This is a genomic window from Neolewinella sp. (assembly GCF_965214665.1).
Taxonomy (GTDB): domain Bacteria; phylum Bacteroidota; class Bacteroidia; order Chitinophagales; family Saprospiraceae; genus Neolewinella.
In genome coordinates this window covers 2,922,087-2,946,813 of the sequence record NZ_OZ243970.1, presented here as the reverse complement: position 1 = coordinate 2,946,813, position 24,727 = coordinate 2,922,087, and the positions used below count along the sequence as shown (strand labels likewise).

Genomic DNA, 24,727 nt, shown 5'->3' with positions numbered 1-24,727 from the left:
TCAGGGACGCGCTATGAGCAGGTGAAAACTTCCCGTGACCTCGCGATTGGGGTCGGCAGAGACAAATTCCCCAATCAGTTGGTCACCGTCCCAGGACGCGATACGTAGGCTTACCGCTACGATGTCTAGACCGCTACTATCGATATGGGGGCAGCCGGGATAGGAATCAGCGGCTAGCGTACCCTGCGTAAGGGTTCCCTGTAGGTCGGCGGTGGGCATAGAATACGTATGCAACGGCACCCCCGGTAGGGCCAGGCTCACCGCCCGCGTAAAGCTAGCATCGATGCGACTGACGAGCAGTCCGCCCCACTGGGTGGTCGTGCCCGTTTCCCCCCCTCCACCGGTTGTGGAATAGGGCAGCTGGTAATCCATCCCCGAGCCGTAGAAGCTACCGGAGGCGTAGTGAAAGGGCTGCCCGTCGAGCGTCCCCTCGATAAAGTCGTTATCCGCCGTGGCCAGCGTAAGTTCGGATTTTTCGGCGCAGGCGACCCAGCCGGCACACAGGGTAAGGAGTAGCAGTAGTCTCATCGCAGGGTATGGTTAAAGTGATACGGATACTCACCCCACGAAAATACCGGCCGGGGGGTTGCCTCTACTCCAGGTGCGGCTGCTCGATCAGCGTATTTTCCTCCCGCCGGTCCAGGACGCCGAAACCGAGGACCTGTAGGATCAGTGAGAGCGCTACGAGCAGGATGATGACGTAGACGATCTTTTTCAGCGTAGACGTGCGCTTGGGCGGGGCCGCAGGTGCGGGGCTGGTGGGGGGCATGGCGGGGCTTTTTAGCGAGAACGAGATTCTTCTTCGCCGGGTGCGGGGCTTCATCCCCGAATTTCATTCGGGGTCGGGGCGGGGGGACTGCTACGCAGTCGCGCGTAACCGCGTAGCGGTTCCCCCGCCCTGACCCAGCGCGTAGCGCTGGGACCCCCGGACCCCCGGCGAGAAAGATATCTTCCCCGGAACGTGTAACCTTTCCACGTAAGTGCCAGTACCCCCCACGTGCCACCCACCGAAACCGACGAGATGCTCATGCAGCGCGTAGCCGCCGGCCGGCTCACCGAGCTGGCCCCGCTCTACGCCCGCTACAAGGGCCCCCTGCTGGGCTTCCTGCTCAACCGCGGGTCGCTGGACCGGGCCACGGCCGAGGATTTGCTGCACACCGTGTTCGAGCGCATCATCACCTACCGGACGAGCTGGGGGGCGGGGCAGACCTTCCGTAGCTGGGTGTACACCATCGCGCGCAACGTGCACCACGACCACTGCCGGCTGGCGGGGCGGATGCCGCTGGCGGAGGCCTACGACTTCGGCGCCCTGCCGCTGGAAGAAGAGGATACCCCCACCGACTGCCGCGGTGCCCTGGCCGCCCTGCCCGACCACTACCGCGTGGTGGTGGAGCTGGCCTGGCAGCGCAATATGAAGTATGCCGAGATCGCCCGGGTGCTCGATACCACCGAGGCCAACATCAAGGTACGGATGCACCGGGCCTGCAAACGGCTGCGGGCTAACTATCACAGTGCCAATAAATCATGATGGAACCCACCGACCGAGACCTACAGCATGAAGTAAACGCCCTGGACGAGCTGCGCCGGGAGGTAGCCGCTCTGCCCGACCCCGTGCCGAGTGAGGAGGCCGATGCGCGCTTCGCTGCTCTGCTAGCGGACCACGAGAAGCTGGACCGCCCTGCTCCACAAACCTTGTACCTGCGCGCCGCCGCCCCCTACCTCGCCCTTGCCGCCAGTCTGCTGCTCGTGTTTGCCCTGGGCTGGAACTACGCCCGGCAGGATACGGACGAACTGGAGCGGCAACTGGCCGCCACCCGCACCCTGATGCTCGAACTGATGCAGGACCGCAGTAGCCTGACCCGGATGCGCGCGGCCACCGTAAGTCTGGAGCTAGAAACGGCCGACCCCGCCGTGATCGCCAACCTGGGCCACCTGCTGCGCACGGATGCGAGCACCAACGTGCGCCTGGCTGCTCTGGACGCCCTGCGCCGCTTTGCCACCGAGCCCCTGGCCCGCCGGGAGATGCTGCAGGCCATGAGCGAGTCTCCCCCGCCAGCCGTGCGCGTACAGCTTTTAGAGACCCTCGTAGGCCTGAACGAAAAGCGGGTGCTGCCCTACCTGGAGGAGATGATAACCAACGATACCCTGCCCCAACGGCTGCGCGATGCGGCCGAGCTGGGGACCTTTAAACTGATCTAAACCATCTATACCATGCTACGTACGCTACTACTTTTACTGCTTGCGGTACCGCTGCTCGGGCAGCAAGATTTTAAACTGGCTGCCGCCGGCAAGACCGTTGAATTTCGGGAGATCGATCAGTTGACCATCATTGGTGGGGCTGGTTCCGAGCTGACCGTGGAGGGCCACAGTAACCGCGCCGAAGCGGACGAACGGGCGGCCGGACTACGCCGCATCAGTGCCTCGGGACTGCGCGATAATACTGGCTTTGGGATCAGTGTGACCGAAAGTGAGGGGCGTATCCTGGTGCAGCAGGTGAGTGGAGACGGAAAGGCCGTGACCGTACGCGTACCGAACTCCGCCACGGTGAGGGTGGAGCAGAGTACTTACCGGGGGGGCGATCTGGAGATCAGCGACTTCAGTGGAGAGCTGGACGTGAGCATGATGTATCACAGTGTAAAACTACGGAACGTGACTGGTCCGATGGCCGTGAGCGCAGTATACGACGATATCGTAGCGGTATGGGATAGCCCACCGACCCAGGAGGTACGCCTTCATTCTTCCTACTCCGACGTGGACGTGACCCTACCCGCTGCCACCAAAGCCGATGTGCGGCTCTCCAGCGGCTACGGAAATATGTACACGGACTTCGATATCCAGATCAAAGCCAATACTACGGCCAGCGTCCCGCAGGAGGAGCGACGGGAGCGCGGAGATAACTGGAATAACGGCGAAGATTTTCGTCAGAACCAGCTTACCGGCACCATCAACGGCGGCGGCCCCCTGCTCTCGCTGACGGCTACCTACGACAACCTCTATATCCGCAAGCAATAAATCTCACCCACTATGCAACGCACATTCTTCCTCTTCCTTCTGGCGAGCTTCAGTTTACATGCGCAGTCCGACATGACCGGCATCGAGCTGGAAGGTGCTACTGCCCTGCAGCTTTCCGCCCTGTTCAGCAGCGTGGACATCCGCGAGGCGACGGGCGATGCCATCACCATCGAGCACTCCGTGATCGTGGAGGGCGAGCCCCGCCCCGAACTAGCGAAACTGGATGTCAAGCGCGGCAATGGTACCATCTACGTCGAGGAAACCGGGCCTACCATGCAGCAGCTCAACCGCCAATCTCGTAGGGAAAACTGCTGCGACGACCAGATCCGCATGATCGTGCGGGTGCCCGCCGGTATCACCGTGACCGTGGAGACCGAGTACGGCGTGGTAGACATCGCGGACCTGGCCGGGCTGGTGGCTGTCAACTCCACCTACGGCGGAGTGACGGTCGTATATGACCAGGCCTCTCTGTCTCAAGACCTGGACCTGTACAGCAACTACGGGGCGGTGGACCTAACCCTTCCCCAGGGGCAAGGGGCTCGGGTGGAGCTGACCACCGAGTTTGGCGAGCTGCTGACGGATCTGGACATCGCGATTGACGAGGCGGCTAGTGAGAAGCGTGACTACTACGAGCGGGTGGTGGGTACTATTGGCGGCGGCGGTGCGCAGGTGCGGTGTAAGGCGCCCTACGGGAAGGTGTACTTGCGGGGTAGCGACTAACCGTTGGACGCTTTGGAAGCGTCCAACGGTTGATGCAACCCGCGTCAAATCCACTCGTCCTTCCTACTACACTCCCTTCCCGTGACACGATCCCACCCTCTGTTTTGCCTGCTGCTGGCCGCCGGTGCCCTGCCTGCCCAGGACACTATTTCCCCCAAGACCTACCTCCAGCGCAGCTACCAGACGGAGCGGGTCACCGGCGACGTCCCCCTCATCGACGGTAGCCCCACCGAAGCGGCCTGGGACCTGGTCGAATGGAGCGGCGACTATACTCAGTTTAGTCCCAATGCCGATAAGCCGCCGACCCAGCAGACCTTCCTGAAAATTCTCTACGACGATCGTAACCTTTACGTGGCCTACCGCTGCCTGGATAGTGACCCCAGCAGGATCGAGGCCAGGATGAGCCGCCGCGATGACTTCCCCGGTGACTGGGTGGAGCTCAACATCGATAGCTACCACGATAAGCGGACGGCCTTTTCGTTCACCGTGTCGGCCTCGGCGGTGAAGGGCGATGAGTTCATCAGCAACGACGGCAACAACTGGGACAGCTCCTGGAACCCCATCTGGGAGACCCGCACCCAGGTGGATTCTACGGGCTGGACGGCCGAGGTACGTATCCCCCTTTCCCAAATTCGCTTTTCGGCCGGCTCGGAGCAGGTGTGGGGCATTCAGTCTACGCGTATGGACTTCCGCATGGACGAACGCTCCCTCTGGCAGGCACAGGACCGCAATGCCAGTGGTTGGGTGAGCCGTTTCGGGGAGTTACGGGGCCTAAAGGACCTCCAGCCGCGGCGCAACATCGAGTTACAGCCCTACGTCCTAGCACAGTACTCCACCTACCCCGCCGAGGAGGACAATCCCTTCGTGGACGGTGCGGACAATCGTTTTTCCACCGGCCTGGATGCCCGCTTCGGCGTGACCAACGACCTGACGCTCGACCTGACCATCAACCCCGACTTTGGACAGGTCGAGGCCGACCCCGGCGCCCTGAACCTCGACGGCTACCAGATTTTTTTCCGTGAGCAGCGGCCCTTCTTCGTGGAGGGGCAGAATATTTTTGACTTCAGTCTGTCGAACGCCGAGGCCGGGGGCAGTCACACCTCCGACCAGCTATTTTACTCCCGGCGCATCGGGGGGAGTCCACACCGCTTCGTGGGCTCGGACGGGGGGCGGAGCTTCTACGTCGATCAGCCCGATAACACGACTATTCTGGGGGCGGCCAAGTTCAGCGGCAAGACACAGTCGGGGCTATCGGTTGGATTACTACAGAGTACTACCCAGCGCGAACTGGCGACCATCGACCTCAACGGCGAACGCAGCGAGACCGTTGTGGAGCCGCTGACCAACTTCCAGGTCGGGCGGGTGCAGCAGGACTTTCGCGGCGGGGATACCTACGTGGGCGCCATCTTCACCGGCGTGCAGCGGAGCCTGGACGACGATCCGGAGCTCAGCTTCTTACACCGGCGGGCCTACGCGGGCGGGGCCGACTTCGTGCACCGCTGGAAGGACCGCGCCTGGTACGTGGCCGGCAATACGGTGCTTTCTAGCGTTTCTGGTAGCAAGGAGGCCATTTTGGAAACTCAGACCGGCTTCGAGCACTTTTTCCAGCGGCCGGATGCCGAGCACCTGCAGGTCGATAGCAGCGCCACCCGGCTCAACGGCAGCAGTGGCATGCTCAAGGTGGGCAATCTAGCTGGCAACGTCATCTTTGAGACAGGGGCAACCTGGCGCTCCCCCGGCTTCGAGATCAACGACATCGGCTTCATGCGCAACGCCGATGAAATCAATTACTTCGGCTGGGCGGCGCGGCGGTGGCAGGAGCCCTTCTCGATCTTTCGCCGCTTCCAGATCAATGGGAACTACTACGCCACCTTTGATTTTTCGGGCGAATCGCTCAATCAGTCCATCAACACCAACAGCCACGCCAACTTCACCAATTTCTGGAGTATGGGCGGCGGGGGCACCTATACCCTCCAGCGCGCCTCGAAAACGGATCTCCGGGGCGGACCGGTACTGCGGCAGAGCGCCGGTGCGGAGTACTTCGGATACGTAAGCAGCGACAGTCGGAAGAAGGTCACGGCCTACTTCAATGTCTACGGCTTTTCGGCCTTCGATGGTAGCGAGCAGCAGATGTCCTACTACGTGCAGGCCGACTGGCAGGCGCTGGATGCGCTATCCCTGAGCATTTCGCCGAACTACAGCCGGTTTCAGCGGGCCGATCAGTACGTCACCCAGCTCGACCGGGCGGGCGGGGGTAAGGAGTATATCGTCGGGCAGGTCGATCAGCGCACCCTCTCCACCACCCTGCGGCTCAACTATAACCTCACCCCCGATCTGACCCTACAGTACTACGGACAGCCCTTCGTGAGCCGGGGCACCTATACGGACTTCAAGCGCTTTACGGGCCAAGCCCAGGCAGCTGACTTTGGCGATCGCTTCATGGCCTTCGATCCGGACCGGGTCCGCTTCGACGGGGAATCAGGGCAGTATACCGTCACGGGGGAAGATGGGATTGAGTTCGGCAACCCCAACTTTAACTTCATTCAGTTCCGCTCCAACCTAGTAGCGCGGTGGGAGTACCGCCCCGGCTCCGAGATATTCTTGGTTTGGTCGCAGGGCGCTACGGCGAACGACGATCCGGGTCGCGGCCTGGTCTCCTCCCTGGGCGGCAACGTCTTTTCGGAGGAGATGCGGAATAACTTTTTGGTGAAGGTTACTTATCGGTGGTTGCGGTAGGGGCTAGGCGTGGGCTAGGCGTCGGACGCTTTAAAGCGTCCGACGCCTAATACCGCCTAATGCCCCCCTATCTTCACCCCCATGCCCAAGCTTTACCCCACCGACACCCTCAACTTCCTCCGCAAGCTCACCCCCCGCCGGGTCGTCAATGCGGTGCAGGTCACGGCCAGCTACTACGCCACGCGCTGGCTGCAGCGACCGGTGGTGTGGGGTAAGCCCTTTACGGTAAGCTTCGAACCCACCACGGCTTGTAACCTGCGCTGCCCGGAGTGCCCGAGTGGGCTCAGGCAATTTACCCGGCCGACGGGCAATCTGAAGGCCGACTTCTTCCGCCGCACCCTCGACGATATCGCCGACCGGCTGCTGTACCTCATCTTTTATTTCCAGGGGGAGCCCTACATCAATCCCGACTTCCTGGACATGGTGCGCGAGGCCAGCGACCGCGGCGTGTACACCATCACCTCCACCAACGGCCACTTTCTCAACGACGCCAACGCGCGGCGCACGATCGAGAGCGGGCTGGACCGGCTCATCATCAGCGTAGACGGCACCACCCAGGAGGTGTACGAGCAGTACCGCAAGGCGGGTAAATTGGAGACCGTACTCCAGGGTGCCCGTAACCTCGTCAAGTGGAAGCGGGAGCTCGACTCACCTACGCCTCACCTCATCTTCCAGTTCCTGGTCGTGAAGCCGAATGAACACCAGATGGAAGACGTGGTCCACCTAGCCGACGAGATCGGCATCGACGAGGTAAAGTTCAAGTCCGCCCAGCTCTACGACTACGAGCACGGCAACCCCCTCATGCCCGAGCAGGAGCGCTACGCCCGCTACTACAAAAAGGCCGACGGCACCTACGGCCTCAAGCACAAGCTCCACAATCACTGCTGGAAACTCTGGCACAGCTGCGTCATCACCTGGGATGGCCTGGTGGCCCCCTGCTGCTTCGATAAGGACGTCACCCACCGCCTCGGCGACGTAAAGACCGAGAGCCTGGACCAGGTCTGGGAGGGCGCGGCCTACGACGACTTCCGCACCAAGCTGCTGAAGGGCCGCTCGGAGATCGATATTTGTACGAACTGTACGGAGGGGTGTGAGGTGTGGTTCTGAAATTTACAATCTACCATTTACAGTTTACTATTTATAATTTGCTGCCGCGTAGAATAGGCGTGATTCGGGACGAGCGAAGCGAGCAGAGCCACAAATGGTACATTGTACTTGGTACATTGTAAATAGTAAATCTCCCCCCTCCCTGTAACATCCCCCCGCCCAGGCCCGTGTAACCACCAAACGCCCCACGTGCCGCACTTCACCGCCATTGCCACTACCGTCCGCGACCGCCTCTACCGGCTGGCACTGCGCATGACTGGCGACGGCGGAGAGGCAGAAGACGTGGTGCAGGAAGTACTCATCAGCGGCTGGCAGCGCCGGCAGGAGATCGAGGCCCTCGATAATCCGCCTGCCTGGCTGCTGAAGATGACGCACAACCGGGCCATCGACCGGCTACGGTCGCGGAAGGTGAGAACTACGAACGAGCGGGCGGCCGCCCTCAGCGACCAGTCCGACCTGACGCCCCACCGGCTGGTGGAAAGCGCCGATACCCTCGGCCATATCCACCGGTTAATGCAGCAGCTACCGACCGATCAGCGCAGCGTGCTGCAACTGCGGGAGGTGGAGGGGCTCACCTATCGGGAGATCGCTACCACCACCGGACTGACCGTCGCCCAGGTCAAAGTCTACCTCCACCGCGGCCGCAGTAAACTGCGTCAACTGCTGCTCCAAGAAAATATACTAGAATGAACCACGCCCGCGCCACCGCCCTGCTCGAACGCTACTTCGCCGGAAACTCTACCCTAGCCGAGGAGCGCGACTTACAGACCTACTTCCGGGATACTGCCGACGTGCCACCGGAATTGGCCTCCTACGCCCCCCTGTTTGCCTACTGGGACCGGGAGCGGCAAGTAAGTGCCCCGCCCCGAAAGGTCACCCGCCGACTCAACTGGCAGCGGACTCTGCTGGCCGTAGCCGCCGCCCTGCTGCTCCTGCTCGCCGTTCGCGGCACCTACCTGTGGCAGCAGCCCAACCTGACCAACTTCCCGGTCGCCGAGCGGCAGCCGGTAGACTGGAGCCGCTATGAGATCACCGACCGGGCCGAGGCCGCCCGCACCCTCCGTGCTGCCCTTACCCTGACGGGAGAGCTGACCGACTACTAACCCAGATCAATAACACCATAACTACCAATACCATGAAATATCTATCCGTCTTGCTTTTCCTATTCCTGGTTGCACCTGCGGCCGCGCAAAATGAGGTGCCGCTGGATGCGATTTCCAACTACTTCAGCGAGTACGTTGACGATGAGCGGTTTACCGTGGTGTACGTGAGTGGGAAGATGATGGAGTTTTTTGACGACGGTGACCTGGAGATCAATGAGCTGGATGATGAAAAGACCGCCGCCCTACTACAAACGGTGCGCGAACTGCGGGGGCTGCGGGTGCTGAGTACCGACGAGACGCCGCTGGTGTTTTACGAAGACGCCCGCAAGCGCATCGATACCCGTGCCTACGAACTGCTGTTTCGCCTGCGCACGAAGGAGGGGAATAAGGTCGAGGCCTTCGTACAACCTAAGGGCGCCCCGGCCCGGGAATTGCTCCTGCTGGTGGGTGCCGAGAAGAATTTTACCCTCGTCAGCTTCGTCGGCAACATCGACCTGGAGCGGCTCGGGGAGCTGCGGCAGGCCCTGGAGTAGCGTACCTTTGCCGGCCATGCGCCGCGCCAACTTCCTCAAGCACATCGCCCAGACCAGCCCCGCCCCCATGGGCCTGGAGATCGCCGGCGGCGAGGGGGTGTACCTGATCGACAGTTGCGGCAAACGGTACCTCGACCTCATCGCCGGCATCGGCGTAAGCGCCCTGGGCCACAACCACCCGGCCGTGGTGGAGGCGGTACAACGGCAGGCCGGCGCCTATATGCATACCCTCGTTTATGGCGAATTTGTGCTGGGGCCGCAGGTGGAGCTGGCCACGCTGCTGTGCAGTCAACTCCCGAAGCAGCTCGACAACGTCTACTTCACCAACTCCGGCGCGGAGGCCACTGAGGGGGCCATGAAGCTGGCTAAGCGGGTCACCGGCCGCACCGAGATCATCGCCGCCACTCACGCCTACCACGGCAGCACCCAGGGGGCGGCTAGCCTGATGTGGCCGAAGGATTTTACGCGTCCGTTTCACCCCCTGCTACCGGGCATCAGTCACCTGGACTTTAACTGCGATGCCTGTCTGGAGCGCATCACGGAGCGGACGGCCGCCGTCATCCTCGAAACCGTGCAGGCCGAGTGGGGCATCCGCAAACCGCGCGTGGAGTGGATCCGGGCGGTGCGACGCAGGTGCAACGAAACCGGAACGCTGCTGATCCTGGACGAGATCCAGGCCGGTATGGGGCGCACCGGCACGCTCTTTGCCTTCGAGCAGTACGGGGTGGTGCCGGACGTGCTGCTGCTAGCAAAAGGCTTCGGTGGCGGGATGCCGCTGGGGGCCTTCGTAGCCCGGCGCGAGCTGATGGAGACGCTGACTAACAATCCGGTGCTCGGTCACATCACTACGTTCGGGGGGCACCCCGTGAGCTGTGCGGCGGGGCTGGCGGTACTGCAGACGCTACTCGACCGCCCCGAGCTACTGGCCGCCGTGCCGGAGAAAGAGGCCCTGTTTCACCGCTTGCTCCGTCACCCCAAGATTTTGCACCTGCGCTCCGCCGGCCTTTGGATGGCCGTGGAGCTGGCCGACTTTGACGAGGTGCGCCGCGCGATCGCCGGCTGCCTGGAGCGGGGCTTGATCACCGACTGGTTCCTCTGGAACGAGCGGAGTCTGCGCATCGCGCCCCCGTTGACGATCACGGTGGAGGAGATTGAGTGGGCTTGTGGGGTGATTTTGGCGGCGCTAGGGGACGAATAATTTTGCTGGAAGTTCGCCTGCGTAGCCTACATTTGGTGCACCTACACGCTTTGAACCACACAACTACCGGGTCTTATGAAGACGTTGCACCGTTTTTCTTTCCTGCTGCTCATCACCGTACTGCTCACCTCCTCTTCCTGCATCGGGAAGCTGTTTGGGGGGGATGATGATGACGATGGGCCCGAAAGTGAGCGGGTGAATGACCGGCTACAGGGGGAGTGGGAGGTTACTTCCTGGCGCCTTAATGGGCAGGAGGTTATTCCAGCAGGGGTGAGTGAGTTCATCATGGAGTTCGAGAAGGACGAATTTGACGATGGAGAGGTGGAATGGGATATTGATTTCACGGATCCGAGCACCCAGGATCAGCGTATCGATCTATCCTATCGGATCTCGGAAGATGGGGAGGAGATCACCATCGACGGCGACACCTACGATGTCGACTTCGACGGCAACGACAAGTTCGAGCTAGACGGCGATGTCCAGACCAATAATGGCGCCCAGCGCTGGCAGATGGAGCTGGAGCGGAACTAGCTGCCGCGGCCGCAGGTGCCACCAAACCGTACCTTCGCCGCATGGACTTCGACCCCCTCCTCAAGTCGATCAAAGCAAAAGACTTCGCCCCCCTCTACCTCCTCCACGGCGAAGAAACCTACTTCATCGATCAGCTGGAGGAGGCCATCGAGCGTCATGCCCTGGCGGAGCACGAGCGGGCCTTCAACCAGACCATCCTGTACGGCAAGGACACCGATCACCTACAGGTCGTAGACGCCGCCCGCCGCTTTCCCATGATGGCCGAACGGCAGCTGATCCTACTGCGCGAGGCTCAGGATATGCGGGGACTCAATGACCTGGCCACCTACGCCGAAAAGCCCGCCCCAACCACGGTACTCGTCATCAGCCATAAGCACAAGAAGCTGAACGGTAACCTGACGCTGACCAAGGCAATCAAAAAAAACGGCGTCGTCTTCGAGGCCAAGGGGCTATACGACAACAAGGTGCCCGGCTGGATCACCAACTACCTACGCGACCGCAAGTACACCATCCGCCCCGAGGCCGCTAACCTGCTGGCAGAATTTCTGGGTACGAGCCTGGGCAAGATCACTAACGAGCTCGATAAGCTACTGCTCAACCTCGCCCCCGGCACCGAGGTCACTACGGAGATCGTGGAGGAGCAGGTCGGCGTGAGCAAGGACTACAACGTCTTCGAGCTTCAGCGCGCCATCGGCCACCGCGACGTGGTCAAGGCCACGCGTATTCTCAACTACTTCCGCGCCAATCCGAAGGCCGCACCGCTACCGATGGTCACGGGCAGTCTGTACAACTACTTCAGCAAGGTCTTCCTGCTCAAGGAACTGCACCGTAAACGGGAGAGCCGGCAGGCGATTATGAAGGCGCTCGGTCTGCGCTTCGACTTCTTCCTGCAGGACTATGAGCAAACGGCACGTAATTACAGTGAGCCCGGCATGCACGAGGTCTTTGCCCTACTGCGGGAGTACGACCTGAAGAGCAAGGGGGTGGGGAGCAACCTAGCGGGGCGGGAGGAGCATGAGTTGCTGAAGGAGCTGGTGTGGAAGCTGATGCACCCACAGTACAATGCTGCCTCTGGCAGCAGTAGTACAGCGTCAGCAGGGGGTGGGACCCCTGGTGTAAGCCCTCCGGCCGCGCTAAAGTAGTATGCCAGCGCAGCCGGAGGCTGCCTTTTTCTGCCGCTGCCGGAGGCAGCATTGTACTTCACACTACTCCTCCAGATCGAAGATGCTATCATTCTCCCGCCGGTCCACCCCGTCCCGTAGCCGGTCCATCGCCTCCACCGCCTGCTCGTAGAAGTCGTAGAAGATGGGGAACAGCGCCTTACCGTGCTCTATGACGATATCCGGTAGCTGGATCAGCACGGGATAAGTGATGCTGTCCGCCTTGACCTCATCGGTGATGATCTTGCTGCGGTCGCCAAAGTATACAAGCCCGGAGAAAATGAAGGTGAAAAAGAGCCCCGATAGAATGCCGCCTAGCACCTGATTGATGAAGTTGATGTTGACGCGCTCCATGAAGCCGGTAAGCCCACGGGCCAGGATGCGGAAGAGAATCAGCGTAAGGAAGAACAGTAGCACCACCCCCAGTACGAAGGCCCCCGCGCTGGTCACCGCCGGGAAGGCCTCGAAGATCATCTCCGCCGCGATGGGCCCGAACTTCATCGCCGCCAGCACTCCGAAGAGGTAGCTCACCAGACTCAGCACCGTAGAGATGATACCCCGGCTGTAGCCGACCCAGAAGCCGTAGGCCAGGAAGATGAGGCAGACGATGTCTATGACCATGGGGGGGAAGGAGTTAGGGAGTTAAGGGGGTTAAAGGAGTTAAGGGGTAAGGGGGTAAAGGAGTTAAGGGGTAAAGATGATAGGGTAGTAAACGTACCGGGACTCTATTGGTTAAGGTACGCAAGCTACGACGGGCTGACCTACCTTTGCCGCCTTTCTACAAACCTTGCACCCGCGGCCCCGCCCCCCCTGCAACACCTACCCCGCCTCCAACGCCCCCTTAACCCCTTTATTCCTTAACCCCCTAACTCCTTGACCCCCTAATTCCTTGAAAATGATCCGCATCCTCGCTAACGATGGCATTGCCGACAACGGCAAACAACTCCTGGAAGACGCCGGCTTCGAAGTCGTGACTGAAAAGATTCCCCAGGATCAGTTGATGACCAAGCTGAATGACTACGACGCCATCATCGTGCGCAGCGCCACCGAGGTGCGGAAGGAACTCATCGACGCTACTCCTAATTTGAAGGCCATCCTGCGCGGGGGCGTGGGCATCGATAATATCGACCACGAGTACGCCAAGAGTAAGGGCATCCCGACCTACAATACGCCGGCGGCTTCGAGCCAGGCGGTGGCGGAGCTGGTGTTCGGACACTTCTTCTCCCTGAGCCGCTTCCTGCACCGCTCGAACCGGGAGCTGACCAAAGCGGGCGGCGACTTCAACAAGCTGAAGAAAGCCTATGCCGAGGGCCGGCAACTGCGGGGACGTACCCTGGTGATCATTGGCTTTGGACGTATCGGTATCGCGGCGGCCCGCATCGGACTGGGACTGGGCATGAAGGTCATCCCCGTGGATACCTACAAGGAGCAGGATACGGTGCAGTTGGACTTTTATGACGGCAAGACCATGAGCTTCACCCTTGAGACGGTGCCCCTAGAGGAGGCGCTCGGACAGGCCGACTACATCACCATCCACGTGCCCGGGGGCGACCTGATCGGAGCCGACGAGATCGCTAAGATGAAGGACGGCGTCATCATCGCCAACACCAGCCGCGGCGGTGTCATTAACGAGGATGCCCTGCTGGAGGGACTGAACAGTGGCAAGATCGCCGGGGCCGCCCTGGACGTCTTCGTCGACGAGCCTAGCCCCCGCCGCGATCTGCTGGATCACTCCCGGGTGAGCGTATCGCCCCACATCGGCGCGGCCACCGAGGAGGCGCAGGACAACATTGGCGTAGAGCTCTTCGAGCACATCCGCGATCACTTTGCCGGCTAAGCAGACTACCGCGGCCGTATTCGAGCTCACCTGGTGGGCCTTCACCCTGGTGCTAGCCGGGCTGGTGCTGCTGCCGCTCTACTCCACGGTGCCGAACTTCCCCTTCTTCGTACCCAACTTCGTGTACGTGGTGGTAGCCGTGACCGTTACGCGCTACCTGTTCCTGCTGGAAGTAAGCTGGCTGCGCGACCGGCTGGTAGTGGGGGCGCTGCTGGCCCTGGCGCTCGTGCCCCTGATTTTCTACATGGTGCAGGCCTTTAATGCGTTTATCATCTACTTCGACGAGCGGGGCCCGGACGCACTCATTCGGGGGCTGGAGGCGGAGACGGGTATCACGATGGACAAGTACATGCACGCCGAGTACCGCTTCTTCGGGGTGTGGGCGGTGGTGGCCTCGGCGGTGATGCCGTTTCGGCTTATTTACAACGCGTGGGTGCGCTACCGGGCGCGGGGGCGGCGGTAGCCTTAACTTCGCGGCGCAATGACACCACTCGAACTCGTCCACGACAAACTGCTCTCGCTGACCGAGCTGAGCCGCCGCCGCTGCGGGTGGCGGGTGGTGAGTCAGCCTACCGTGTTTACTAACGGGGTGTTCGACCTCGTGCATCCGGGGCACCTCACCTACCTGGCCCAGGCCGCCGGGCTCGGGAAGCGCCTTATCGTAGGGGTTAATACCGACGCCAGCGTGAAGCGGCTGAAGGGGGAAAGTCGGCCGATCATGCCGGTGGAGGCGCGGATGCAGTTGCTGGCTAGCCTCTTTTTTGTGGATGGGGTGATTGCCTTCGACGAGGATACGCCCCTGGCGCTCATCGAGGCCCTACGCCCGGATGTGCTGGTAAAGGGGGGCGACTATACCGAGGCAACCATCGTGGGGGCTCCGGAGGTAAGGAGTTGGGGGGGTAGGGTGGAGGTGCTGCCGTTTGTGGAGGGGTACTCTACTACGGGGATTTTGGAGGGAGTTAAGGGGCTAGGGGGTAAAGGAGTTAAGGTTTGAAGATTCGGGACGTGACCGGCTATTTGGAGACCATCGCTCCATCCGAACTACAGGAGTCTTACGATAATGCGGGGCTTATTGTGGGCGATCCTGCTACTGAGGTGACGGGTGTGCTCACCAGTCTGGACTGCACGGAAGCCATCGTAGAGGAGGCGGCGGCGCGCGGGTGCAACCTCGTGGTGGCGCACCATCCGATCGTCTTTCGCGGGTTGAAGCGCCTCAATGGGGCGAATTATGTAGAACGCACGGTGATCCGGGCCATCCAGCTGGGGGTGGCCATCTACGCCATCCATACCAACCTGGACAACGTACGCGACCGGGGAGTGAACGAGCGCATCGCCCAGCAGCTCGAACTGGAGAACCTGCGGCTACTGCGAGCGAAGAATGAAGCGGGGACGGTGGGTTCCGGCATGGTGGGGGAGCTACCAGAACCCATGTCGGAGACGGCCTTTCTGTCCATGCTACGCGAGCGGATGCAGGCCGAGGTGGTGCGGCATACCACACTACTCAACAAGGAGGTGACTACGGTGGCCGTAGCGGGTGGAGCCGGTGGCTTCTTACTCGAAGATGCCAAACGGGCCGGCGCGCAGGTCTTCGTCACGGCCGATTACAAGTACCACGAGTTTTTCGACGCCGATGGGCAGATCGTGATCTGCGACATCGGCCACTACGAATCGGAACAGTTTACAACTCAACTACTTGCGGAGGTGTTATCTACTAAGTTCACTACCTTTGCGGTCCTTTCCACGGAGCTGATCACTAATCCGGTCCACTACTTCGTCGGCTAACCAGGACGTCCGCTAACCGATAATATCCCCCCGAATGGCAGCTGCTACCCCCCCCACCGAACTCACGGTCGAAGAAAAAATGCGCGAGCTCTATCGCCTGCAACTCATTGACTCTCAGATCGACGAGATCGAAATCCTCAAGGGTGAGCTGCCCATGGAGGTCAGTGACCTGGAGGACGAAATCGCCGGCCTCGAGACCCGCATCAACCGCACCGAGGGCGTAGTTTCCGAGCTACGGGACGAGATCAGCCGCCACGACGCCAACGTCAACGAGTCGAACATGCTCATCAGCCGCTACGAAGAGCAGATGAACAACGTGAAGAACAACCGCGAGTACGAAGCTCTGATGAAGGAAACCGAGATGCAACGCCTCGAGATCCAGCTCAGCCAGAAAAAAGCCAAGACCGCCGGGGAGGACCTCGAGGGCCGCCAGGCTACCCTCGACGCCACCAAGGAGCGCCGCGACGCCAAGCTCAAACTGCTCGAAGTAAAGCAGGAAGAGCTCAAGAGCATCATCGCCAAAACGGAAAAGGAAGAGAAGAAGCTCCGCCGCGCCTCCGACAAGCAGCGCAAGCTCATCGAAGACCGCCTGCTGCGCGCCTACGACAAGACCCGCGCTAACTACCGCAACGGCCTGGCCGTAGTGACCGTAGAACGTAATGCCTGCGGCGGCTGCTTTAACGCCATCCCGCCCCAGCAGCAACTGGAGATCAGCCAGCGCAAGCGCCTGATGGCCTGCGAGCACTGTAGCCGGGTGCTGGTGGATGATACTATTCTGGAGGAGAATACGGTGGAAGCTTAGTACGGCAGATGCACCACGGAGTACTCGGAGGGCTTCACCGAGGTTTCACAGAATCATACTCCGTGAAACCTCGGTGAAGCCCTCTGTGTAATTCTGTGGTGAACTCCCTCAACCTACGCAAGGCGACCCCAGCCGACACCCCCACCATCCTCCACTTCATCCGGCAACTAGCCGACTACGAGCGGCTCAGCCATGAGGTCACCGCCACCGAAGCCGACCTCCAGCGCACCCTCTTCGGCCCTGACCCTAGCGCTGAGGTCGTCCTAGCCGAATGGGACGGCACCCCCGCTGGCTTCGCCCTCTACTTTCGCAACTACTCCACCTTCCTGGCTAAACCCGGCATCTACCTCGAAGACCTTTTCGTGCTGCCGGAGCTACGGGGTAAGGGCATAGGCAAAAAACTGCTACAGTACCTGGCCCACACCGCCGTGGAGCGCGGCTACGGTCGCTTCGAGTGGAGCGTGCTGGACTGGAACACCCCGGCCATCGAGTTCTACCGGTCTATCGGGGCCGAGCCCATGGACGAGTGGACGGTGCAGCGGGTGACCGGAGAGGCCCTCAAAAAACTGGCCGCACCCATCGCTAGCAAGTAAGCGCTGCTGCCGTACTTTAGCCCCCATGCCCTCCCGTATTCTTATCATCGGTGCCGGTCGCTCCTCCACCGCACTCATTAACTACTGCCTGGACAATAGCGAGCGCCTGGGTTGGAACGTCACCGTAGCCGATGCCGACCCCGCCGCCGCCGCCGCCAAGGTCAATGGCCACCCCCGGGGTACCACCGCCTGGCTCGACGTCACCAAGACCAACGACCGCCGCGAGCTCATCAGCCGCTCTGATATTGTTGTCTCTCTGCTGCCCGCCCACCTACACATCGAGGTGGCGCAGGACTGTATCCGCCTCAAAAAGCACCTTGTCACGGCCAGCTACGTGAGTCAGGAGTTGTACCGCCTGGGCGACGAAGCCCGCGACCGCGAGCTTATGTTCATGGGCGAGATGGGCCTCGACCCCGGTATCGACCACATGTCGGCCATGCAGCGTATCAACGCCATCCGCGAGCAGGGAGGAAAGGTGACGGCCTTTAGAAGTTTTACCGGCGGGCTCATCAGCCCCGAAAGCAACGATAATCCCTGGGGCTATAAATTCACCTGGAACCCCCGCAATGTGGTGCTAGCCGGGCAGGGTACCGCCCAGTACCTCGACGAAAACAAGCTCAAATACCTGCCCTACTACCGGGTCTTTTCTAGTACCTGGGACGTGACCATCGACGGCATCGGTACTTTCGAGGCCTACGCCAACCGCGATAGTCTGCTGTACCGCAAGCAGTACGGCCTCACGGGCATCCCCACCATCCTGCGCGGCACCCTGCGCTACCCCGGCTACTGTGCCGCCTGGAACGCCCTGATCCACATCGGCATGACCGACGGCGACTTCCCCATCCTCGACAGCAACTCCCTGACCTACCACGAGCTCATGGAGGCCCTGGCCCCCAGCGGCAACGGCTCGGTGAAGGACCGCATCGCCGGTATGCTCGGCCTTGACCCCCAGGGTGAAGTGATGAAGCGCCTAGTGTGGCTCGGGCTATTCCGTAAAAAACGCATCAGACTGAAGGGGGCCACCCCCGCCCTCATCCTCGAAAACCTCCTGCTCGATAAGTGGAAATTACAGCCCGACGATAAGGACCTCATCGTGATGCAGCACCAGATCGACTATACGCTCAATGGCAAGGCGAAGCGCGACGTCTCCAACCTAGTCATGAAGGGAGAGAACAGCCGCGACACCGCCATGGCCCGCCTGGTGGGCCTGCCCCTGGGCATCTTCGTACGGCTGATGAGCGAGGGCAAGATTCAGGCCACCGGCGTGCACATCCCCACCATGCGCGAGGTGTACGAGCCGGTACTGGAGGAGATGGAGCGGTACGGTATGCAATTTACCCACCATACGGTTGACTGCTAGCGCCCTGGTCCGGGCCGGGCAGTTTAATCAGGCGGCCCGCCAGGGAGCGTACATCCTCATCGCGCTGGCCCTACCGCGGCTGGGCGTACCCCGCGAGCTCATTGGCGAGTGGGAGACCCTCCTCTTTCTCGGCTACCTGCTCGGCTTCGGCTGGACGACCGGGCTACTCCAGGGCTTCCTGGTCAAGATGGGGGCGCTCCCGGATCAGTCCGCCGTGCAGTTTGCCCGGCGGGCCGTACAGGTCATGGGGGGCATCTCGGCTGGGCTCCTTCTTCTCGTTGCGCTACTGCACCAGCCCTTCTTTACGCTACTCCAGATCGAGCGGGAGCCCGTAGGCTGGTACCTCTTTTTCGTTTTGCTCCTGAGCCGCTGGCCCTCCTACTGCTTTGAGCAGGCGCTGCTGCTACAGGGACAAGCCCGCGCGCTGGTGGGCTACGCAGTGCTCAATAGCCTGGGATTGCTCGCCGCGCTGCTTCTCCCCCTCTACCTGGGCCATTCTTTGCTCCAGGCGGTACAAACGCTGGGCGCGTTCGCGGGTGCAAAGGTAATCGTGCTGTTGCTCTGGACCCTCCGCCCTGCGCGGAGTACCCCGACCGCTTCATCTCCACTAGCTGCCGGTACACTCGCGGGCTGGCTGCGCGCCAGTCGCCCCCTCGTAGCCTACGCCACCGTCGGGGCTCTGGTCACCGCCGCCGACCCCTGGCTGGTTAATTTCTGGTATGGGGGTGACCCGGAGGTATTTGCCGTTTTCCGCTACGGGGTGCGGGAGCTGCCCTTTTTAGCGGCGCTGATTAGCGGCATGACGGTGGTAGCTATTCCACTCATCACTCGCGACCGTACGGCGGGGCTGGTGGAGCTACGTAGTCAGTCCCGCAAACTCTTCCACTACGTCTTCGTCCTGGCCCTCACGATGCTACTCACCGCCGACTACTGGTGGACGCGGGTTTTCACGCCCACCTTTGCCGATAGTCTACCGGTCTTCCGCACCTACCTGCTGGTGGTGGGCTGCCGGTTGGTCTTTGCGATGTCCGTGCTTACCGCCCTGACCGAGACGCGCCGCATTTACCTCTGGGGGGTACTGGAGTTGGTGGTGAATGTGGTGCTGTCGCTGCTACTTGCCCCCCGCTTCGGTCTGGTGGGGATTGTGTGGGGCACGGTGCTGGCCAGTTACTTTCACGAGGCTTGCCTGGTCCTATACCTCCGGTACCGCACGGGGATCGCCTGGCGGGAGTTTGCGGATTTGGGGTGGTACTTTGGGTATCTCACTGTGCTCTTCGTAGCCTACTGGGCTATCTGACAGTACAATACTGCCTCCGGCAGCGGCAGTACAATGCACTCTCCGAGTGCGAGAGCCGCCCTGGCGACGACCGGAATAACACGAGCGTTGGGTCAAGCAGCTATACGGCTCAGTTGCCAGGGCTCCACGCCCCGGACGCTCGGGCTACAAGCCCTCGACCTTTGTGATCACCACCACCAACCGCGCCGGCTTCTTCACCACCCGATTAGCAAGCCCATCCACCCCCTTCCACACCCGAAAGGGAAGATGCCGCAACAACCCGTGTGTGCGCAGATACACCAGCGCCTTATTCGACAGCGTCACCATCCGGTACCGAATATCCGGAAAAGGTGCCAGCAGCGACTCCACCAATCGCTCATTAAAACTATGCAAGTGAGCGTGTAGCGGCGTAGGCCGATTGCAGTGAATGCAGAGCGAGTACTGAATAGTCTCGTTGTAGGGCGTAGAGATAACGATGGTGCCCCCCGGCTTCACTACCCGGATGAGGTTTTCTAGGTACAGCGGCACATCCGGCACATGCTCCATGACCTCGGAGGAGACGATCGCATCGACTGAGCCGTCGCGGAAGGGGAGGGCGAAGGCATCGCCGGTGACCGCGAAGTGGTTCGGGGCGGGGTAGCGCCGGAGGGCCTCGGTGGTGTTGCGCAGGGCGATGTCGAAGGAAATCACTGCTTCTTTCTTAGGCAGTAGCTCGCGGGCGACCCAGGCATTGCCGCAACCTACGTCCAGTACTACCTGCGCGGAGGTGGGGATATGACTTAGGATCTCCTGGTGGAGCCGCTCGCTCTCGTGTACGGTGGCGGAGTCGGTGGGGGTGGCGAAGTAGTCGAATGCTAAGGCGTCGCGCTGGTAGTGTGCTACGTAATTGGCGGTGTCGTCTGCGGCCGATTCGAGGAGGTTGTAGACGCCCTCCGGTGTCCGGTAGCTTTTGGGGTCTTCGGCATTCAGAATGGTGGCTAACTCGAACATGGGGTAAAGCTACGGTACCCGTTGGACGGCCCACCCCCGTTGGACGGCCCACGGCCCACCCCCGTTGGACGGCCTACCCCCGTCGGATGGCCTACCCCCGTCGGATGGCCTACCCCCGTCGGATGGCCTACCCCCGTCGGACGGCCCACCCCCGTCGGACGGCCTACCCCCGTCGGACGGCCTACCCCCGTCGGACGGCCTACCCCCGTCGGACGGCTTACCCCCGTCGGACGGCCTACCCCCGTCGGACGGCCTACCAGCCTACCCCTGCTCAAGCTCCCTACGGGTCACTATCTCGCCCTCCTCATTCTGGTACACCATGGCGAAGTTGTGCTCCTGCCCCCGCGCCTCCAGCTGGCGGAGTAGGTCCTGCTGCTCCTCTAGCCCCTCCAGATCGACGGTGGTACTGTCCTCCTCGTCAAAAACCGTCAGCTCCAGATGGTCGGTACCCCAGGGCCCCTCCGTGCGGCGCACGGCGATGCGGCGCATCGCGGCGAAGGGGACCGTCACCGAATTACCCAGTCGCCTGGCTAGCGTAAGGGAACGGGACTGTAGCTTGAGCGACTGGTTAAGCGTATGCCGAAAGTATAGAAGGTAGGTTGCCCCACCGATGAACAAGAAGGGAATCAGGAAATCGCGGTACGGATCGCTGATCTCACCCTTGTAAAGATCTATCAGCAGCCCGGGTACCATGATCAGGACAGTGATGAGTAGCGTGCGGCGGTGGCTGTAGGTGTAGGTGCGCATCGGGAAAGGTAAGCGACTAAAGTTACGTATCCGTACGCACATCATCCCACCCATCCCCCTCCAGGTCGACGAGCCAGTTGAGGGCGTAGTGGCGCTCGTAGACGACGCTACAGTCGAGCGCGCCGCCAACCTCCTCCTTGCGGAGCCGGGCATTTACGCAGGCCCAGTGCATGCGGTAGGTTTGGTCTAGCTCGTCGAGGAGCTCGTAGGGCGAGCGGAGGTGTACGGAGTTGGTGAAGTCTTCGCGGGTGGGGTTGAGCAGGGCACGCACCGTATCGCACACGTCACAGGTATCGCTGGGATACTGTAGACGGTCCACGGTTCCCAGGGCCCACAGCAGCACATGCAGGCTTTCGTAGCGCCAGCTGGCGTAGGCTCGCTGCTGCGGCGTCAACTCCTCCGTGCGGTAGATTTCTTCTTCCTGGGGGCTTAGGGAAGTGATGCTTTTCTCCGCTACCACACGCTCCAGGTGCTGCTGCTCGATGCCCTCCCCCTTCGCCGCGGTGACCAGCAGGCCATAGGCGCGGTCGATCACCTCCTCTACTGGGCGAAAGGGTAGATCGGCCACCGCCGGTAGGCAGGGTAAGAACGTAGGGACCTGAATACCGCGCTCGATCAGCAGCGCATTAGTCCGGTCTCTGCGGGCCGTCTGCTCCTCCGTAATCTCACCCTCCTGCGGGGTATCGTGGTACTTGGCATCGACGGTGACGTCTAGGTCCGCGACGGCGCTCCTGCCGGCAGTATCAAGGATCAGTTCCAGGCGTTTATCCAGGAATTGCTGCCGGTCGGAGCTGCCAAAGTACGGATCGGCCCCGGCAAATATGAAGCCATTCAGCTCCGTAAGCAGCCGGTGCACCGCCGGCGCTAAGGTATCGTCGAGCTTCGGCTCCACTACACAGCCGATCTCGCAGTTCGTGGCCATGACTTTATAGATGAGCCGGTCTCGAATAGCCTCGTTCTGTGCCGGTATCGAGCGAACGTAATTAACCATACCACTCAGGTTTTCGGCTAGGGGACCGTCGATCTCACCAAGGGTGTAGGAGGGCGTCCTGCGCTGGCGGTAGCTGAGGCGGAAAGTCCTGGTCTTACCGAACAGACCGCCCTTGTGGGTACCGATCAGTCGCTGCTCTGCCAGGTCGACCTCTATCCGGGCCGTGGGGAGCGTCTCCTGGACGATGCGTACTACCTTGTCAAAACCGAGCTGGTGGCTGTAGATGGCGAATTGCGTCATGAGGGGAAGATACGGACGCTCAACTCTGAGCAAAGCGATCACGCTTGCGTAAAGGTTCGAGGTCCTCTATTGGGGTCTTTCGACGTACGTTGCACCTGCCCCCGATAGCTATCGGGGCGCCCCCCTGTTACGCCTGTACTACCTGCCACACCTTGCTGCGGGCAAATGGTACATGGTACATTGTAAACGGTAAATTGTAAATCCCCATGCTAGCCGCCCTCCGCCACCAGCTCCTAGAGCACCAGCTCGACGCCTACGTCATCCCCAGTACCGACCCCCATCAGAGTGAGTACCCCGCCCCGCGCTGGGCCGCCCGGGAGTGGCTGAGTGGATTTACCGGCTCGGCGGGCACCCTCGTGGTGACGCTGCACGAGGCCCGGCTGTGGACAGATAGCCGCTACTTCCTGCAGGCCGAGGAGGAGTTGGCCGGTAGTGAGATCCAGCTGATGAGACTCAAGACGCCGCATACGCCGGAGTACGCCGACTGGCTGTGCGAGCACCTGCTGCGGGGACAGACCGTGGGCGTGGATGGCCGCGTATTTAGCGCGCAGGCAGCAAAACGACTGGGCGGCAAGCTGAAAAAAGCCGAGCTGCAGCTGCGTACCGACCTCGACCTCATCGGTCTGATCTGGAAGGACCGCCCCGGCCTGCCGAACCGGCCGGTGAGCGAGCACCTGGCCGACTTCAGCGGTGAAAAGTGGGAGAACCGTCTGCAACAGCTCACCGACTGGATGGGCGAAAAACAGCTCGACTACTACCTCGTCTCCGCCCTCGACCAGCTGGCCTGGCTGCTCAACCTGCGGGGCACCGACATCGACTTCAACCCCCTCATGGTAGGCTACCTGGTGGCGGGGCGGCGGGGTGATCATGCTGTATTTGCCGAGCAGGTGGAGGCCCTGGCCACCTGGGCGGACAAGCTCCCCGAACTGCAACGACGGCCCTACCGCGAGGTGGCCGACTACCTGCGTAGCCTCAATGCTAAGGATGCCGACATCGGCCTCGACCCGGCTACCACCTCGGTGTACCTGGCTACGGCGGCGGGGGGTATGGCCGACTGCGGCGTACCCAATCCCATCGCCAAGTGGAAGGCCATCAAAAACGACGTAGCGCTCGACCACCTGCGGGAGGTAATGCGCCACGATGCAGTAGCCCTGCTGCGGCTGCGGTGCTGGCTCGACGGGGCTATACGGGACGGCATCACCGAGTACCAGGTAGGCGAAAAACTGGCCGAGCTACGCGCCGAGTACCCCAACTACGTCAGCGAAAGCTTCAACCCCATCGTAGGCTACGGTGGTAACGGAGCCATCGTCCATTACCACGCTACGCCGGAAAAGGCGGCCCGAATCCGTCCCGAGGGCATCCTGCTCCTCGATAGCGGCGGACAGTACCAGAACGGCACCACCGACATCACCCGCACCTTCGCCCTGGGTCCGGTGACCGACGAGCAGCGGCGGCACTTCACGTTGGTGCTACAGGGCCACATCGATCTAGCCATGGCCCGTTTCCCGACCGGTACGAGCGGTGTGCAGCTTGATGTGCTGGCGCGCGGTCCCCTCTGGCAGCAGGGCCTTAACTACGGCCACGGCACCGGCCACGGCGTGGGTTTTTTCCTCAACGTGCACGAGGGGCCGGCCGGTATCAGTCCCAATCCGAAGTCCCCCACCGCCCAGCACCCCCTGGAGCCGGGCATGGTACTGAGCAACGAACCGGGCTACTACCGGGAGGGGGAGTACGGCATCCGCACCGAGAACCTGGTCGCGGTACGGGCGAGCGAGCAGGAGGGCTGGCTGCACTTCGAGACCCTCACGCTTTTTCCCATCGACCGTGCGCTGATCGTAAAGGAGAGGTTGGCGGGGCCGCAGGTGCAGTGGATGGATGTGTACCACCAGTCCGTACTCGACCGGGTCGGCCCCCTGGTGGCGGGGGAGGAGCTCGCCTGGTTGCGGGAGGCGTGCGGTAAGCTGTAGCACGAAGTATTGCGGCTACAGCTACAACTACGGGTACCCACA

General features: G+C 61.6%; 27 protein-coding genes. 21 read left to right on the top strand and 6 right to left on the bottom strand.

Going from position 1 to position 24,727, the window contains the following annotated elements:
* Both ACOOHD_RS12675 and ACOOHD_RS12670 read right to left on the bottom strand, forming a co-directional pair.
* Positions 1–528: a hypothetical protein gene (locus ACOOHD_RS12675; RefSeq protein ID WP_420458250.1), complete on the bottom strand. Its 528-nt coding sequence runs from the start codon at positions 526–528 to the stop codon at positions 1–3.
* 64 nt (positions 529–592) lie between these two features.
* Positions 593–769 (bottom strand): hypothetical protein, encoded by a 177-nt coding sequence (locus ACOOHD_RS12670; protein ID WP_420458249.1) that lies wholly within the window; start codon positions 767–769, stop codon positions 593–595.
* A 228-nt stretch (positions 770–997) separates the two neighbouring features.
* Between ACOOHD_RS12670 and ACOOHD_RS12665 the strand changes: the two genes are divergently transcribed.
* From ACOOHD_RS12665 to holA, 12 genes are all read left to right on the top strand, one after another.
* Entirely contained in the window at positions 998–1,528 is a 531-nt protein-coding gene (locus tag ACOOHD_RS12665) for an RNA polymerase sigma factor (protein WP_420458248.1), read from the top strand.
* Complete coding sequence (locus tag ACOOHD_RS12660; RefSeq protein WP_420458247.1) at positions 1,525–2,199, top strand: HEAT repeat domain-containing protein; 675 nt, start codon at positions 1,525–1,527, stop codon at positions 2,197–2,199. The genes ACOOHD_RS12665 and ACOOHD_RS12660 overlap by 4 nt, the downstream gene beginning before the upstream one ends.
* A 12-nt stretch (positions 2,200–2,211) precedes the next feature.
* The gene (locus tag ACOOHD_RS12655; protein WP_420458246.1) at positions 2,212–3,012 is read left to right on the top strand and encodes a hypothetical protein; all 801 of its coding nucleotides are present in this window, start codon (positions 2,212–2,214) and stop codon (positions 3,010–3,012) included.
* A 12-nt stretch (positions 3,013–3,024) separates the two neighbouring features.
* On the top strand, positions 3,025–3,732 hold the full coding sequence (locus ACOOHD_RS12650; protein ID WP_420458245.1) for a hypothetical protein: 708 nt from the start codon (positions 3,025–3,027) through the stop codon (positions 3,730–3,732).
* A gap of 81 nt (positions 3,733–3,813) precedes the next feature.
* Positions 3,814–6,468 (top strand): DUF5916 domain-containing protein, encoded by a 2,655-nt coding sequence (locus ACOOHD_RS12645; RefSeq protein ID WP_420458244.1) that lies wholly within the window; start codon positions 3,814–3,816, stop codon positions 6,466–6,468.
* An 81-nt stretch (positions 6,469–6,549) separates the two neighbouring features.
* Entirely contained in the window at positions 6,550–7,575 is a 1,026-nt protein-coding gene (locus ACOOHD_RS12640; protein ID WP_420458243.1) for an SPASM domain-containing protein, read from the top strand.
* 189 nt (positions 7,576–7,764) lie between these two features.
* On the top strand, positions 7,765–8,265 hold the full coding sequence (locus tag ACOOHD_RS12635; RefSeq protein WP_420458242.1) for an RNA polymerase sigma factor: 501 nt from the start codon (positions 7,765–7,767) through the stop codon (positions 8,263–8,265).
* Positions 8,262–8,678 carry a hypothetical protein gene (locus tag ACOOHD_RS12630; protein WP_420458241.1) on the top strand — a complete coding sequence of 139 codons (417 nt, stop codon included), beginning with the start codon at positions 8,262–8,264 and terminating at the stop codon, positions 8,676–8,678. The genes ACOOHD_RS12635 and ACOOHD_RS12630 overlap by 4 nt, the downstream gene beginning before the upstream one ends.
* A gap of 32 nt (positions 8,679–8,710) precedes the next feature.
* A complete protein-coding gene (locus ACOOHD_RS12625) occupies positions 8,711–9,211 on the top strand; it encodes a DUF4252 domain-containing protein (protein WP_420458240.1) in 501 nt (166 codons plus the stop codon).
* Between the two features lie 16 nt (positions 9,212–9,227).
* Positions 9,228–10,409 carry an aspartate aminotransferase family protein gene (locus ACOOHD_RS12620; protein WP_420458239.1) on the top strand — a complete coding sequence of 394 codons (1,182 nt, stop codon included), beginning with the start codon at positions 9,228–9,230 and terminating at the stop codon, positions 10,407–10,409.
* A 75-nt stretch (positions 10,410–10,484) separates the two neighbouring features.
* The gene (locus tag ACOOHD_RS12615) at positions 10,485–10,940 is read left to right on the top strand and encodes a hypothetical protein (RefSeq protein WP_420458238.1); all 456 of its coding nucleotides are present in this window, start codon (positions 10,485–10,487) and stop codon (positions 10,938–10,940) included.
* A gap of 41 nt (positions 10,941–10,981) precedes the next feature.
* Entirely contained in the window at positions 10,982–12,082 is a 1,101-nt protein-coding gene (holA, locus tag ACOOHD_RS12610) for a DNA polymerase III subunit delta (RefSeq protein WP_420458237.1), read from the top strand.
* Positions 12,083–12,145: 63 nt separating this feature from the next.
* On the opposite strand, the gene ACOOHD_RS12605 is transcribed toward holA, so the two are convergent.
* Positions 12,146–12,721 carry a CvpA family protein gene (locus ACOOHD_RS12605; RefSeq protein ID WP_420458236.1) on the bottom strand — a complete coding sequence of 192 codons (576 nt, stop codon included), beginning with the start codon at positions 12,719–12,721 and terminating at the stop codon, positions 12,146–12,148.
* Between the two features lie 274 nt (positions 12,722–12,995).
* Here ACOOHD_RS12605 and ACOOHD_RS12600 point away from each other — a divergent pair, with 274 nt between their 5' ends.
* The 8 genes from ACOOHD_RS12600 (at position 12,996) to ACOOHD_RS12565 (ending at position 19,771) form a co-directional block, all read left to right on the top strand.
* Entirely contained in the window at positions 12,996–13,937 is a 942-nt protein-coding gene (locus ACOOHD_RS12600; protein ID WP_420458235.1) for a D-2-hydroxyacid dehydrogenase, read from the top strand.
* A complete protein-coding gene (locus ACOOHD_RS12595) occupies positions 13,927–14,400 on the top strand; it encodes a hypothetical protein (RefSeq protein ID WP_420458234.1) in 474 nt (157 codons plus the stop codon). Before ACOOHD_RS12600 ends, ACOOHD_RS12595 begins: the two co-directional genes overlap by 11 nt.
* 18 nt (positions 14,401–14,418) lie before the next feature.
* Positions 14,419–14,931, top strand: coding sequence for a D-glycero-beta-D-manno-heptose 1-phosphate adenylyltransferase (gene rfaE2 / locus ACOOHD_RS12590; protein WP_420458233.1), 513 nt, complete (start codon positions 14,419–14,421; stop codon positions 14,929–14,931).
* Positions 14,928–15,719, top strand: a complete 792-nt coding sequence (locus tag ACOOHD_RS12585; RefSeq protein ID WP_420458232.1) for a Nif3-like dinuclear metal center hexameric protein — start codon at positions 14,928–14,930, stop codon at positions 15,717–15,719. Before rfaE2 ends, ACOOHD_RS12585 begins: the two co-directional genes overlap by 4 nt.
* A gap of 34 nt (positions 15,720–15,753) precedes the next feature.
* The gene (locus ACOOHD_RS12580) at positions 15,754–16,521 is read left to right on the top strand and encodes a zinc ribbon domain-containing protein (protein WP_420458231.1); all 768 of its coding nucleotides are present in this window, start codon (positions 15,754–15,756) and stop codon (positions 16,519–16,521) included.
* A gap of 98 nt (positions 16,522–16,619) precedes the next feature.
* Positions 16,620–17,114 carry a GNAT family N-acetyltransferase gene (locus tag ACOOHD_RS12575; RefSeq protein ID WP_420458230.1) on the top strand — a complete coding sequence of 165 codons (495 nt, stop codon included), beginning with the start codon at positions 16,620–16,622 and terminating at the stop codon, positions 17,112–17,114.
* A gap of 25 nt (positions 17,115–17,139) precedes the next feature.
* Positions 17,140–18,474, top strand: coding sequence for a saccharopine dehydrogenase C-terminal domain-containing protein (locus ACOOHD_RS12570; RefSeq protein ID WP_420458229.1), 1,335 nt, complete (start codon positions 17,140–17,142; stop codon positions 18,472–18,474).
* The gene (locus tag ACOOHD_RS12565) at positions 18,464–19,771 is read left to right on the top strand and encodes a polysaccharide biosynthesis C-terminal domain-containing protein (protein ID WP_420458228.1); all 1,308 of its coding nucleotides are present in this window, start codon (positions 18,464–18,466) and stop codon (positions 19,769–19,771) included. Before ACOOHD_RS12570 ends, ACOOHD_RS12565 begins: the two co-directional genes overlap by 11 nt.
* Before the next feature lie 144 nt (positions 19,772–19,915).
* On the opposite strand, the gene ACOOHD_RS12560 is transcribed toward ACOOHD_RS12565, so the two are convergent.
* From ACOOHD_RS12560 to ACOOHD_RS12550, 3 genes are all read right to left on the bottom strand, one after another.
* On the bottom strand, positions 19,916–20,740 hold the full coding sequence (locus ACOOHD_RS12560) for a class I SAM-dependent methyltransferase (protein ID WP_420458227.1): 825 nt from the start codon (positions 20,738–20,740) through the stop codon (positions 19,916–19,918).
* A gap of 261 nt (positions 20,741–21,001) precedes the next feature.
* Complete coding sequence (locus ACOOHD_RS12555; RefSeq protein WP_420458226.1) at positions 21,002–21,487, bottom strand: hypothetical protein; 486 nt, start codon at positions 21,485–21,487, stop codon at positions 21,002–21,004.
* A 22-nt stretch (positions 21,488–21,509) separates the two neighbouring features.
* On the bottom strand, positions 21,510–22,718 hold the full coding sequence (locus ACOOHD_RS12550; protein WP_420458225.1) for a DUF4272 domain-containing protein: 1,209 nt from the start codon (positions 22,716–22,718) through the stop codon (positions 21,510–21,512).
* A 206-nt stretch (positions 22,719–22,924) separates the two neighbouring features.
* On the opposite strand from ACOOHD_RS12550, the gene ACOOHD_RS12545 reads away from it, so the two are divergent.
* On the top strand, positions 22,925–24,685 hold the full coding sequence (locus ACOOHD_RS12545; RefSeq protein ID WP_420458224.1) for an aminopeptidase P family protein: 1,761 nt from the start codon (positions 22,925–22,927) through the stop codon (positions 24,683–24,685).
* Positions 24,686–24,727 lie beyond the last annotated feature (42 nt).

Coding starts and splice junctions, on each gene's coding strand:
- ACOOHD_RS12605 (WP_420458236.1), bottom strand. CDS start 12,721: ATGGTCATAGACATCGTCTGCCTCATCTTCCTGGCCTACGGCTTCTGG.
- ACOOHD_RS12670 (WP_420458249.1), bottom strand. CDS start 769: ATGCCCCCCACCAGCCCCGCACCTGCGGCCCCGCCCAAGCGCACGTCT.
- ACOOHD_RS12545 (WP_420458224.1), top strand. CDS start 22,925: ATGCTAGCCGCCCTCCGCCACCAGCTCCTAGAGCACCAGCTCGACGCC.
- ACOOHD_RS12620 (WP_420458239.1), top strand. CDS start 9,228: ATGCGCCGCGCCAACTTCCTCAAGCACATCGCCCAGACCAGCCCCGCC.
- ACOOHD_RS12615 (WP_420458238.1), top strand. CDS start 10,485: ATGAAGACGTTGCACCGTTTTTCTTTCCTGCTGCTCATCACCGTACTG.
- ACOOHD_RS12580 (WP_420458231.1), top strand. CDS start 15,754: ATGGCAGCTGCTACCCCCCCCACCGAACTCACGGTCGAAGAAAAAATG.
- ACOOHD_RS12600 (WP_420458235.1), top strand. CDS start 12,996: ATGATCCGCATCCTCGCTAACGATGGCATTGCCGACAACGGCAAACAA.
- ACOOHD_RS12625 (WP_420458240.1), top strand. CDS start 8,711: ATGAAATATCTATCCGTCTTGCTTTTCCTATTCCTGGTTGCACCTGCG.
- ACOOHD_RS12560 (WP_420458227.1), bottom strand. CDS start 20,740: ATGTTCGAGTTAGCCACCATTCTGAATGCCGAAGACCCCAAAAGCTAC.
- ACOOHD_RS12550 (WP_420458225.1), bottom strand. CDS start 22,718: ATGACGCAATTCGCCATCTACAGCCACCAGCTCGGTTTTGACAAGGTA.
- holA (WP_420458237.1), top strand. CDS start 10,982: ATGGACTTCGACCCCCTCCTCAAGTCGATCAAAGCAAAAGACTTCGCC.
- rfaE2 (WP_420458233.1), top strand. CDS start 14,419: ATGACACCACTCGAACTCGTCCACGACAAACTGCTCTCGCTGACCGAG.
- ACOOHD_RS12650 (WP_420458245.1), top strand. CDS start 3,025: ATGCAACGCACATTCTTCCTCTTCCTTCTGGCGAGCTTCAGTTTACAT.
- ACOOHD_RS12570 (WP_420458229.1), top strand. CDS start 17,140: ATGCCCTCCCGTATTCTTATCATCGGTGCCGGTCGCTCCTCCACCGCA.
- ACOOHD_RS12630 (WP_420458241.1), top strand. CDS start 8,262: ATGAACCACGCCCGCGCCACCGCCCTGCTCGAACGCTACTTCGCCGGA.
- ACOOHD_RS12640 (WP_420458243.1), top strand. CDS start 6,550: ATGCCCAAGCTTTACCCCACCGACACCCTCAACTTCCTCCGCAAGCTC.
- ACOOHD_RS12675 (WP_420458250.1), bottom strand. CDS start 528: ATGAGACTACTGCTACTCCTTACCCTGTGTGCCGGCTGGGTCGCCTGC.
- ACOOHD_RS12660 (WP_420458247.1), top strand. CDS start 1,525: ATGATGGAACCCACCGACCGAGACCTACAGCATGAAGTAAACGCCCTG.
- ACOOHD_RS12555 (WP_420458226.1), bottom strand. CDS start 21,487: ATGCGCACCTACACCTACAGCCACCGCCGCACGCTACTCATCACTGTC.
- ACOOHD_RS12655 (WP_420458246.1), top strand. CDS start 2,212: ATGCTACGTACGCTACTACTTTTACTGCTTGCGGTACCGCTGCTCGGG.